The following is a 10,901-nucleotide window of genomic DNA, read 5'->3' on the forward strand; positions in this document are numbered from 1 at the left end:
CTCCCGCCGACAGGCGCTTCCAGTCGGACGGGCGCCGCGTCCGGGCGAGGTCCGCGGCCGTACCGGCGACCGGCGGTCGCTTGCCCCAGGATCGAAACACATGAGCGCTGCTGACCCCAAGCACGTAGCCTTTGCCTGCCCGCCGTAGTTGCTGTTCGATGTCGCCAACACCGTAGACCGTATCACCGGCAACCCACTTGAATGGTACAGACGCGGCTATCGCACGTGCGATCATTCTCGTCGCAAGCTTTGGTTTGGTCGCAAAGCCGACATCGGCAGGCACGTAGGCGGCTTCCAGACGATCTGGATCGTCGGTCCATTCCTTCGGAAGATACAACGCGCGATCGATGAACGCATGACCATGACGCGAAACGTAGGTAGCGAAGACGCCGATCTGGCAGTTCGTAATCTTCCCTGCCGAACCAGTGTATTGCCGCGCCACTCCGCACGAGGCCTTACCCTGCTTGAGAAAGCCGGTCTCGTCGATCACCAGCACCGCATCGTCATCCGCCAAATGCTCGATGACATAGTCGCGCACGATATCGCGCAGGGCATCAGCGTCCCAATCCCCGCGACCCAGGATCGCCTGCTGCCGCCATGGGCCGGGATCGCCAGCCGCCTCCGCGCGCATCCAACCGGTCTTGCGCTGCTCATCTCCGAGCAGACCTTCCAGGAACAGGCCTGCATTCGTCGCAACACGCTCTTGCGTGAACAACGGACGTATCCGCTGCTTGATCTCTCGAAGCGACGCCGCCCACAACGCAAGCGTCTCCTCAACCGACGCGGCCCGCGCCCACGACATTCGAATCATGGTTGCCCATGGATTCAGAAGTCTGCAAACAAAGCAACTGTAATGCTAGGGCGCGCACTCGCATTCGGCGTCGCCCCTAACCCAGGGAGGGGTTATGGAGCGGGCTGCCAACTCCGAGTCTTCGCCAAACTTCTCCCTGTGGTTATGGGTCCCGGATCTGCGCGCGCTTGGGGCGCACTTGTCCGGGACGATGGCGGAGGTTACTTCCCCCAGCGCAACGCCAACGCATCGCGTTCCTTCGCGAGCTCCAGCAGCCCTGCCCGCGTTGCCGGATGCAGCGGCTGCAGCGGATGGCGTAGGGCGTCCGATTTGATGATGCCGCCGGCCTGCATCATGGCCTTGCACGCGATCAGGCCGCATTGGCGGTTCTCGTAGTTGATCAGCGGCAGCCAGCGTTCATAGGCGGCTTTCGCCTGCTCGCGCTTGCCGGCGAAATAGGGATCGATAATCTGACGGATGCCGTCGGGATAGCCGCCGCCGGTCATCGCGCCGGTCGCGCCGGCATCGAGATCGGCCAGCAGCGTGATCGCCTCCTCGCCGTCCCAGGGCCCTTCGATGTCCTTGCCACCGGCTTCGATCAGGCTGCGGAGCTTTGCGGCTGCGCCGGGCACCTCGATCTTGAAATAGCGGATGTTGGAGAATTCGCGCGACAATCGCGCCAGCAGCTCGACCGACAGCGGCGTGCCGGCCACCGGCGCATCCTGGATCATGATGGGGATGTTGATCGCGCCCGAGAGCACGCGGAAGAACTCGACGATGCCTTTCTCAGGCACCCGGAAGGTTGCGCCGTGATAGGGCGGCATCACCATCACCATGGCGGCACCGGCAGCTTCCGCTTGCTTGCTGCGCGCGGCGCAGACGGCGGAGCTGAAATGGGTGGTGGTGACGATGACGGGCAGCCGCCCCGCGACATGCTCCAGCACCGCATGCATCACGGTGTCGCGCTCGGCGTCGGTCAGCACGAACTGCTCGGAAAAATTCGCGAGAATGCAGAGGCCGTGCGAGCCGGCATCGATCATGAAATCGATGCAGCGGCGCTGGCCGTCGAGATCGAGCTCGCCGCGCTCGTCGAAGATGGTGGGCGCGACCGGGAACACGCCGCGATAGGGGCGCTGGGCCTTGGTTTGTGTGACCGGCATCGAACTCTCCATCCCTGATGTTCCCTTACGTCTGCCGCTAGCTTGCGCGGCGCGACAGATGTACCCGGCGCGCGGACCGGCTGCAATGCCGATCCGCGCGCCGCTGGAACGGAGGAATGTCGATACTATGCGGTTTTCACCGCACCAAGGAAGCCTTCGACCGCGACGCGGAGACGGTCGGCGTCGGTCGACATCTTCTTCACGGACTCCGACAGCACCGTGCCGGCGTTGCCGGTCTCCTGATTGAGCTTGGCGACGCTGCCGATGGTGTCGGTGACCTCGCGGGTTCCCTGCGCGGCCTGCTGGAAGTTGCGCGATATCTCGGTGGTAGCGGCGCGCTGCTCCTCGACGGCTGCCGCAATCGCCGTCATCTTCTCGTCGATGCCGCCGATGGCGCCGCCGATCGCGCGGATGGCGGCGACGGCCTGGCCGGTCGCGCCTTGGATCTCCTCCACCTGGCGCGAGATCTCTTCCGTTGCGTTTGCCGTCTGCGCCGCGAGGTTCTTGACCTCACCGGCGACCACGGCAAAGCCGCGACCCGCTTCGCCGGCGCGAGCGGCTTCGATGGTGGCGTTCAGCGCCAGGAGATTGGTCTGACCGGCGATGGCATTGATCATCTTCACGACCTCGCCGATTCGGCTCGCCGTCTGGTCGAGGATCTCGACCGTCGCATTGGTCTGCTCGGCCTGCACCACGGCTTCACGCGCCCCGCGCGCACTGGCCTGCACCTGCGCGGAAATCTCGCCGACCGACGCGGAGAGTTCCTCGGTCGCGGCCGCGATGGTCTCAAGATTGTTGGTGGCCTGCTCGGCAGAGGAGGAGACCGCCGCGGTCTGGCTGCTCGATTTTGTGACCAGTGAGCGCACATCGGCCGCCGTCGCATCGAGCTCCCTCGCCGACGCCGCCACGCTGTGGATGACGGCCTGCACGGTGTCGTCGAAACTGCGGCACGCGGCATCGACGGTGCCGGAGCGGGCGAGCTGCAGGGCCTGCTGCGATTCACGTTCGAGGCCCAGGCGCTCGGCGGTCGCCGCGCTCTCGCGCAGGCTTTCGAGCGCGGCCGCCATGGTGCCGAACTCGTCGGGATGCCTGGATTGCGGCACGGGTGTCGCATAGTCGCGTCCGCCGATCCGCGCGATAGCGTCCAGGATGGCGCGCACCGGGCGCATGAGGCGATTGCGTATCACATACACACCGGCCAGGGTCACGGCGAGAGCGAGCAGGAACGCGAGCGACTGCACCACGAGGTTGGTGAGCGCCTTCGCCTGAACGGTCTCGGCACGCGCGATCGACTGGTCCAGCGCTTTGTTCGCGACCGCAACGATGAACGCGAAGGGCGACTGGCACAGCGCGTTCCACTCCGAGGCGGGCATCGCGGGACGGCCGCTGCCGTCGAAGTTCTTAGTAAGCTCGCCGATCTGCTTGAGCACACCGTCGGTCTTGGCTCGCGCGTCCTTCGCGGCACTAACCATCTCCGCGGTCACGTCGGGCGCGGCCAGCAGTTCGTCCATCCCGGTCCAGCCGGAGGCGATGGAGCCGTTCCAGCTTGCGAGGGTCTGCTTCTGGGTCTCGTCGAGCGGCTTGCTGGCATTGACATGCGGACGCAAGGTCGAGCACTGGATGCCATAGCGGTCGCGCACCTGCCAGGCGAGACGGCGGACCTGGATCATGCGGGCGATGAAGGGATCATCCATCCAGGCGCGGTTCGATACCGCGGTGGATGCCAGATTCGCGGTATCGATCACCTTGGTGACCGCATCGTACCAGGCCGCGGTTCGCTCCATCTTGCGCTCGGCACGAGGCTGCTTGGCTTCATCGTAGAACAGCTGAAACTTCGGCGCGGCTTCGCTCCAGCGCTGCTTCAGCGTGTTTGCGAGCTCGTCGCGGCGCGCAAACTCCACCGTCGAGACCGCCGCGACGATGGCCTCATAGCCGGTCTGCTCGGCCTTCTCGGCGGCGCCGAGCTTGGCGTGCGGATCATCCTCGCCCAGCAACGCGCTCTGGGCATCGCCGCGATTGTTGCGCAGCGACAGCACGCCATGGAAGATCGCCTTGTCGGCGGCGGCAAGCCGCTCGGTCTCGAGACTGTCGCGATGGCGGCCGAAGGCCCCGACCATCTGGATCGCCGTGCTGGCCAGCGCGCCGGCGGCCAGCAAGGCCATCAGCGTCAGGAGAAGCGAGCTTACCGATTTCTTAAACATTGCCATGGATCGGGGACCTACTCTTCACGAGCGACCCTGCATCGCCACCTGCCAATGTTTCGTTAAGGTTGTAGTAAAATACTTGCTTTCCGGCCTGCCGCGCCTCGCAGGGCCGGTTAAGCGACCTTCGTGAAATCCGGCAGGCGGCGCTCGGCAAACGCCGTGAAGGCCTCGCGCGCCTCGGCCGTGCGCAGGCGCTGCGCGAACTGCTCGCCTTCTGCCTGCATCTGCGCGACCAAAGCCTCGCCATTGCGCATCAGCCGCTTGGTGGCGATGAGCGCGCCGGCCGGCTGGCGGGCCAGACGCTGGGCGAGCGCGAGCGCCTCGGCATCGAGCTTGTCGAGCGGCACCACGCGGCTCGCGAGGCCCCATTCCAGTGCGGTCTTGGCCGGCACGGTCTCGCCCAGCGCGAACATCTCGTAGGCGCGGGCATGGCCGATGCGGGCCGGCATCAGCAGGCTGGAGGCGGCTTCCGGCACCAGCGCGAGGCTGACGAAGGGAGTCGACAGCTGCGCATTGTCGGCGAGCACCACGAGGTCGCAGTGCAGCAGCATCGTGGTGCCGACGCCGACGGCGCGGCCCTGGACGGCGGCAACCAGCGGCCGGGTGCAGCGCGCCAGCGACTGGATGAAGCGCACGACGTTGCGGCTGCCTTTAGACTTGCCGGATGCGACCGCGGCGAACTCGCCGACGTCGTTGCCGGCGGTGAACATGTCGCCCTCGCCACGGATCAGGATCACGCGGACGGACGGATCGAATTCTGCGGATTCGATGGCATCGGCGAGCTTGCCATACATCGCATCCGTCAGCGCGTTCTTCTTGTCGGGACGTGCCAGCGTGAGAGTGAGAATTCCAGCATTATTCTCGGTCCGGACGTGCTCGGTCATGAGTGTGCTCCTGCTATTCTTCTGGATCCCTTGGAAACTTGTCCTTGGGAAATTTGTCCTGAATGCTCGTCAGCCAGCGCGCGACGATATCGATCTCCGCGCTGGTAAATCCTTGCGTCAGCGCCGCGTTGACTTCAGCGGCTCCCGCTTTGGCCTGCGCCAGCGCGGTACGGCCCTTCGGCGTCAGCCAGATGCGCCAGGCGCGTCCGTCGTCGCGGTCGGCCCGCCGCTCGACCAGCTTTGCCGCCGCCGTGCGATCGACCAGGCCGGAAATCCCGGCGGGGCCGAGATCGAGCGCAGCGCCCGCCTCGCCCATCAGCACGCCGTCCTGCTTGCCGAGAATGAACAACAGCCCGGCCTGCGCTGGTGTCACATCGTTGTCCGGCCGCGCCGCCATCCAGCGCTGCAACCGCCGCTGCCCGACGGTCAGCAGGTAGATCAGCCGATGATGCTTCGCGGCGGCCGAATTATTTCGCATGCGAAATAGATAGCCGGAACGAATCGCCTTGTCAAAGAGGGTGACGCTATGACGACGCGGCGCGTGGAGGCGCCCGGCGGACCAGCGCATTAGAATTCGAACCGATCGGGGATTTGAGGCGGCCGTCCCGCTTGACGGGCGCTTTCTTTTGTGTTTCTTATTTGTTCTATTCTAGCTCTGGTTGCAGTGGAGTCATTTCATGACGAATGATGTGCGCGGCGAACGTGAGCCGGCTCAGCTCGTGATTCACAATGATGAAGACACACCGGACGAGTTCGTCATTTCGCTGCTCCGCCAGGTTTTCGGCAAGTCGGAGCGCGAAGCAGCCGCGCTGGTCACGCGGATCGAGCGCGAGGAGAAAGCCGCCTGCGGTCCCTACCCGCAATCCGTCGCAGAGGCGCTTTTCAAGGCGGCCCAGCAATATATCTGGCTGGGCCAGCATCCCCTGAAGATCACACTAGACGCAAACTTCGGACTAGAAGAGATCAGGACTCCCTGTGAACTCTGCGGCAAGCCTGAGGGGCAGACGGATGTTCGAATCGGCAGCCGTACGGTCTGGCTGTGCAGCGACTGCATTCGTGTAGCAGACAGCATGACCGCACCGGAAGAGCCGAAGAAGGAGTTCGAATACGCCTGCGACGTGCTGGATTGGCACTTTGCCAACGTCCCTCGCAGCAAGCTCGTGACCACGATCCGTCAGTTTCCCGGGCATATGCGGGTCGACGTGCAGGCACGCAATCGACCAGCTGTTCAGCGAGGCAAACCGGCTATTCGGGCTGAACGAGGAACAGCGCTACGAAACGCTGTCGATTTCGCGGCTCCTCCGGGAAGGCCGCCATGCGCTCGCGATTGCACCGTTGCAATATTCCGACATGGATGTCGGCGAGAAGAGCCCGGTCAAATGTCTCGATAACGGCCTGTGGCTGTGCGAGCAGGATGGTCTTCGTTACGCGGTGTTGCTGCTCACCGTGAATACAGCCGCGAACCGGGAATTCGGATTGAGATCCTCGTGCCGTCGGGCACCGCGGGCGCGGCCCTCGTCCAGCAGTGTTTTGGGGAGCTCGAACAGGCCGTTCAAGCTGCGCGCAGCTATCGAGGCAAGATCCTGTCGCTCGATGCCGACTATCGCGGTCGCTCGCGCGGCATCACCGTGCATCGGCTGCCGCCGGTGTCGCGGAACGAGGTGATCCTGCCGGAGCAGACCCTGCGGCTGCTCGATCGCAACGTTCTGACCTTCGTCAACATCCGGGACCAATTGCGCCGACTCGGCCAGTCGACGCGCAAAGGCATCTTGTTGTACGGGCCACCGGGCACCGGAAAGACCCATACGATCCGCTACCTCGCAACACATTTGCCTGGACATACGACATTGATCATCACCGCCGAGCAAATTGGCCTGCTCGGCGCCTATATGAGCCTGGCACGGCTGCTCCAGCCATCGATGGTGGTGATCGAGGACGTCGATCTCATCGCCCGCGACCGCGATGACATGGGACCCTGTGAGGAATCCATGTTGAACAAGCTGCTCAACGAGATGGACGGGCTGAAGGAGGATGCAGACATCCTGTTCGTCCTGACCACCAACCGGCCGGAGGACCTCGAAGGTGCTCTCGCTGGGCGCCCCGGCCGTATCGATCAGGCCATCGAGGTGCCGCTCCCCGATGAGACCGGCCGCGGCAAGCTGGTCCGGCTCTACGGCAAAGGACTGCCGCTGAAAGACGCGGTTGTCGCCGAGGCGGCCCGACGGCTGGCGCAGGCGAGCCTCGCCCGCGACGGCGGCAACTCCATCGTTTCCGCCGATATCGACGAGGCGCTGGACGACATGTTGTTCTCCGGCGGCCGGCTCAATGCGCAGCTGCTGGGTGGCGCACAGGCTATGGCGGCGGGGTGAAATCCAGCGCAATCGTCTCCCTTCGTACTTACCTCATGGCGCGCAAACGAAACTCGATGCCTCCGTCACCGCACCCGCCTTGTAATGCGGCCAGGCCGGCCAGCGGCACAGTGGCAGCGCGCGCAGCACTGCGAATGACGGCGCCTCGACCTTCTGCTCGGTGACTTCGAGATCGCCGGGCGCCTTGCCCTTCTCGACCCAATCGACCAGCGCGCTCAGCATGTCGACATTGGCCGGTGCGCCGGAGCCGACATGGTCGACGCCCGGCGCGGTGTAGAGCCGCGCGAACTCGACCGTCTCGGCCTTGCCGAGCTTGCGCTCGACGCTCTCGAAATAGCGGATGCCGGCATAGGGACTTTGCGCGTAATCGGCCATGTGCTCGAGCATGATCAGCCGGCCGCCGCGGGCGCGGAAGCGGCTGAGATCGGGGTCGGTCGAATCCATCAGCTTGGAGACCTCGAGCAGCCTGGCCTTGTGCTCCTCCACCTTGTAGCTGGTGACGTCGAGCTTGGGATCGCGCGCGAACACATATTGAATGCCGCCGGCGCCGTAGATCCAGGCGATGCCGTTGTTGGGTGCGGGCGGCTGCGCCGGCGGCGCGGTGCCGAGCCACCACGCGACCCAGCCGCCGGTCGGACCAACCGCCGGGGTATCCTCGCCGGAGACGCCCCAGCCCGGATAGTCGTCAAGGCCGTTGGCGAGCGCGAACGGGAATTTGTAGGTCGCGTGCAGCGTATCGATCGCCTTGATCTGCGCGTCGGTGAGGCACTGATCGCCCGTCTTGTCGTCCGTCTTGCCGCTCGCGCAACGCAAGCTCTCCGCCTTGAACGCCGCCTTGCAGGCAACGGGATTTTGCACCAGCGCGTCATCGGAGCCGTCGGCCTTGTCGCAAGCGGCCCGCACGGCGTCGCCGACGAGCTTCACCTGCGCCGGATTGATCCAGCCGTCGCCCATGGTCACGAGACCCGAGCGGGTGCCGGCATGCTGCAAACCGACCCAGTTGATCACGGGCACGCGGGCAAAAATGCCGTCGAAATCGTCGGGATAGCGCTGCGCCATGGTCAGGCCTTCGCGGCCGCCTTCGGACGAGCCCATGAAATACAACTTCTCGGGTTTCTTGCCGTAGGCGCGCTCCATCAGCGTGACGGCGGCATCGCGCACCTTTTTGTAGGCCCGGTGGGCGAAATTCTCGAAGGCTTCGTCGTTGAGCGCAAACACCTGCGGCGGTTCGCCTTGCCTGGTCTCATGGCCGGAATCGGTGCCGTAGGTGACGAAGCCGCGCGCCAGCGGCGACGGCTTGTCGAAGGGATAGGCCGGCGGTAGCGCTAGCCCCGTGATCAGCACGCCGTTGAAGCCGCCGCCGCCATATTGCACTGAACGCCCGTTCCACTCGACGGGAAGGTTGACCTGGAATCTGATCGGCGGCGCCTTGGGATCGACCGGATCGATATGCCCGAGCAGCTTGCAGAAGGCGGGATTGGCCGGGATGACGCGTCCCGACGGCGTCGACCCGCGCTCGGCAACAGCCAATTGCGACGGCGCTTGCAGCACCGCGGAATCGATCTTTACGGCATCGACACCGCCGCCGAGACCCTTGCAGACGGCGTCTGCATCCTCCGCCAGGGTCACCGCCGATGCGGCATTTGCGGCCACTACAGCCGCCGAGCCCAGGAGTAAAGCACACAGCTTCACACGCATACGCGCCATCGTTTCCCCCGACTTTATCTGTTTCTCGTTCAATCCGACTGGAAGCCACATTGAATGCGACCTCCTGCCGGCCGTCAACAAGCGCTCTAGTGCTCGAACACCAGCCGCGCGCCGATGGTGCCGTCGAGGCCGCTGATCTGCGCAAGCAGCTCGGCCGAATCCTGGCCGCCGAGGTCGGCGTCGAGCACGACGTAGCCGAGGTCGCCGGCGGTCTCCAGATATTGCGCGGCGATGTTGATGTCGCGCTGGAGGAAGACCTCGTTCAGCCGCCGCAGCATGCCCGGCACGTTGCGATGGACGTGGCTGAAGCGGGCGCCGGAGGGACGCAGATGCAGCTGCACCTCCGGGAAATTCACCGCGCCCATGGTCGAGCCGGTGATGAAATAGTCGACCAGCTTGCGCGCCACCTCGCCGCCGATCCGCTCCTGCGCCTCCTCAGTCGAGCCGCCGATATGCGGGGTGAGGATGACGTTGCCGAGGCCCTGCATCGGGCTCTTGAAGCGATCGGAATTCGACGAGGGCTCGACCGGAAACACGTCGATGGCGGCGCCCGCGATGTGCCCATCGCGCAAACAGGCTGCAAGCGCGTCGAGATCGACCACAGTGCCACGGCTGTTGTTGATCAGGAACGAGCCCAGCTTCATCGCCCGCAACTCCTTCTCGCCGATCATGCCGGCAGTCTCCGGCGTCTCCGGCACGTGCAGGCTGACCACGTCGCTTTGCGCCAGAAGCTCGTCGAGCTTCTCGACTGGCTCGGTGTTGCCATGGCGGAGCTTGTCGGTGCGGTCGAAATAGATCACCCGCATGCCGATGGCCTCGGCCAGCGTCGAGAGCTGCGAGCCGATATTGCCGTAGCCGATGATGCCGAGGGTGCGGCCGCGCACCTCGCGGCTGCCGGTCGCTGACTTGTCCCAGCCGCCGCCATGGGCCGACACCGAGCGCGGGAAGATTCGCCGCAGCAGCATCACGATCTCGCCGATCACGAGCTCGGCGACGCTGCGGGTGTTGGAGAACGGCGCGTTGAACACGGGAATGCCGCGTTTGCGCGCCGCCAGCAGATCGACCTGGTTGGTGCCGACGCTGAAGCAGCCGACGGCGAGAAGCTGGTCGGCGGCCGCGAGTACATCATCTGTGATCTGGGTGCGGGAGCGGATGCCGAGCAGCGACACCCCCTTCAGCGCCTGGCGCAGCGCCTCGCCGTCCAGCGCCTTGGTCAGCCGCTCGACGTTGGTGAAACCGGAGCTCCTGAACAGGTCGACGGCGCTGTCATTGACGCCTTCAAGCAGCAGCGCCTTCGCGCTCCGCTCGGGGCTTTGGCCTGGGGCTGGCATGGTGTCTCCGTAAGTAGCGGTTTTGCCGCAGCTCATAGACCGCGGAGGAGACGTAGCACAATAGGGCTTGGATACGGGGAGAAGATGGCGGAGTGGTAGATATGTTGGTGTACCAGACCGGTCACCTTGTATGGGGAGTGAGTTGTCAAGAGGGCGTCGTTTGATGGCGGCGGTCTTGAGCGCCGCGGCGAGGAGCGGTCAAGGCTGGCCGTAGGCCACCGCCGGAGACGGCGCGGCAGCGGCCTTGAGCGCGACGAGCTCGGCGCCACAATGGCGTCCCTGCAACGCACGCGATGACGATAACAGGTGTGACGTGATGCGAGGCCTGGGCCGTGAATGACAATGCGGCAGGACCGCATCACCTTGTATCCGGTCGGGCGCGCAGCCCGGTACCCTGATCTTTCATGCACGGGTGGAGGCAAAGCCCAGCAAGGACGGGACCCCTCTGAGAGAGCG

General features: G+C 65.0%; 9 protein-coding genes. 2 read left to right on the top strand and 7 right to left on the bottom strand.

Annotated features, from left to right (window positions below; genetic code table 11):
* The 5 genes from IVA82_RS41930 to IVA82_RS41950 all read right to left on the bottom strand — a co-directional run.
* Positions 1-811 (bottom strand): IS701 family transposase (locus IVA82_RS41930; RefSeq protein WP_247493253.1); only part of this gene is annotated, 811 nt, incomplete at its 3' end.
* Between the two features lie 200 nt (positions 812-1,011).
* Positions 1,012-1,950, bottom strand: a complete 939-nt coding sequence (locus tag IVA82_RS41935; protein WP_247387401.1) for a dihydrodipicolinate synthase family protein — start codon at positions 1,948-1,950, stop codon at positions 1,012-1,014.
* Positions 1,951-2,075: 125 nt separating this feature from the next.
* Positions 2,076-4,157 carry a methyl-accepting chemotaxis protein gene (locus IVA82_RS41940; protein WP_247493885.1) on the bottom strand — a complete coding sequence of 694 codons (2,082 nt, stop codon included), beginning with the start codon at positions 4,155-4,157 and terminating at the stop codon, positions 2,076-2,078.
* Positions 4,158-4,267: 110 nt separating this feature from the next.
* Positions 4,268-5,038, bottom strand: coding sequence for an enoyl-CoA hydratase (locus IVA82_RS41945; RefSeq protein ID WP_247387399.1), 771 nt, complete (start codon positions 5,036-5,038; stop codon positions 4,268-4,270).
* Positions 5,039-5,051: 13 nt separating this feature from the next.
* Positions 5,052-5,516, bottom strand: coding sequence for a MarR family winged helix-turn-helix transcriptional regulator (locus tag IVA82_RS41950; RefSeq protein WP_247387398.1), 465 nt, complete (start codon positions 5,514-5,516; stop codon positions 5,052-5,054).
* A gap of 199 nt (positions 5,517-5,715) precedes the next feature.
* Here IVA82_RS41950 and IVA82_RS41955 point away from each other — a divergent pair, with 199 nt between their 5' ends.
* On the top strand, positions 5,716-6,429 hold the full coding sequence (locus IVA82_RS41955; protein ID WP_247387397.1) for an ATP-dependent Clp protease adaptor ClpS: 714 nt from the start codon (positions 5,716-5,718) through the stop codon (positions 6,427-6,429).
* 96 nt (positions 6,430-6,525) lie between these two features.
* A complete protein-coding gene (locus tag IVA82_RS41960) occupies positions 6,526-7,407 on the top strand; it encodes an ATP-binding protein (protein WP_247387396.1) in 882 nt (293 codons plus the stop codon).
* A gap of 33 nt (positions 7,408-7,440) precedes the next feature.
* Here the strand turns inward: IVA82_RS41960 and IVA82_RS41965 are convergent, their stop codons facing one another.
* Both IVA82_RS41965 and serA read right to left on the bottom strand, forming a co-directional pair.
* Entirely contained in the window at positions 7,441-9,114 is a 1,674-nt protein-coding gene (locus IVA82_RS41965) for a tannase/feruloyl esterase family alpha/beta hydrolase (protein ID WP_247387395.1), read from the bottom strand.
* Between the two features lie 86 nt (positions 9,115-9,200).
* The gene (gene serA, locus IVA82_RS41970; protein ID WP_247387394.1) at positions 9,201-10,445 is read right to left on the bottom strand and encodes a phosphoglycerate dehydrogenase; all 1,245 of its coding nucleotides are present in this window, start codon (positions 10,443-10,445) and stop codon (positions 9,201-9,203) included.
* Between the last annotated feature and the right edge of the window lie 456 nt (positions 10,446-10,901).

The sequence above is a fragment of the Bradyrhizobium sp. 142 genome (assembly GCF_023074015.1).
Classification (GTDB): Bacteria; Pseudomonadota; Alphaproteobacteria; order Rhizobiales; family Xanthobacteraceae; genus Bradyrhizobium.